This is a genomic window from Actinocorallia aurantiaca, from assembly GCF_039533685.1.
Taxonomy (GTDB): Bacteria; Actinomycetota; Actinomycetes; order Streptosporangiales; family Streptosporangiaceae; genus Actinocorallia; species Actinocorallia aurantiaca.
Genome location: NZ_BAAATZ010000051.1, coordinates 1 through 756, shown reverse-complemented (window position 1 = coordinate 756; position 756 = coordinate 1). Strand labels below are relative to the sequence as shown.

Sequence of the window (756 nt, the reverse complement as noted above, 5' to 3'; positions counted from 1 at the left end):
CGGTCGCCGGGACGGTGCTCTACCAGACGACCGGCGTCGTGGGCCTGGCCGCCGGCGGCGTCGTGACCGCGGTCGCCGGTGTCGCCTACGTGCGTCACCGCATGGGCGCCAAGGGCGACAAGAGCGGCCGCGGTCGCACCGAGAAGACGCGCACGGTCAAGACGGTTCAGTCCGCGCTGCGCTCCCCGGCCGCCGCCGGTGGCGGTCTGCTCGGCGGGCGGGGGCGCACCGCGACGTCGGGCCGCTCGGCCTCCTCGTCGCGTCTGCCCGGGCTCGGCCGCTCCGGCGGCGGCCGCCAGGGCGGCAAGGCGTTGTGGCCGTCGACGCGCTCGAGCTCGAGCGGCTCGTCTCCGGCGCGCTCCGTGCTCGGCGGCCGCGGCCGCACCGCGACGTCGTCCAGGAGCAAGGCGAACAAGGCGACCGCCACCGACGGCGGCGGCGCTGCTCTGCGCGTCCCCGCCCGCAAGGACGCCAAGACGCCCGCCACCAAGACGACCCCCGCCACCCCGGCCGCCAAGGGTGCGGCCGCCACCGCAAAGGAGGCACCGAAGAAGGTGACCGGCAAGGACACCACACCGACCGCCACGAAGAAGACCACCGCGACGCCGAGCAGCCGGTTCAGCCGGTGGGCGTCCTGGTGGGCCGAAGACCAGCCGGGCCCGATCTCCTCGCGCACCGCCCGTCTGGCCCGCCGCCTGGACGCCGCCGCCTACGGCAAGGGCGGCGTGTGGGGGCGCGTCCTGAACTGGCTGTTCG

1 protein-coding gene is annotated in these 756 nt (G+C 76.5%); it reads left to right on the top strand.

Going from position 1 to position 756, the window contains the following annotated elements; genetic code table 11:
- Positions 1-756 (top strand): hypothetical protein (locus tag ABD327_RS37240; protein WP_344458492.1); only part of this gene is annotated, 756 nt, incomplete at both ends.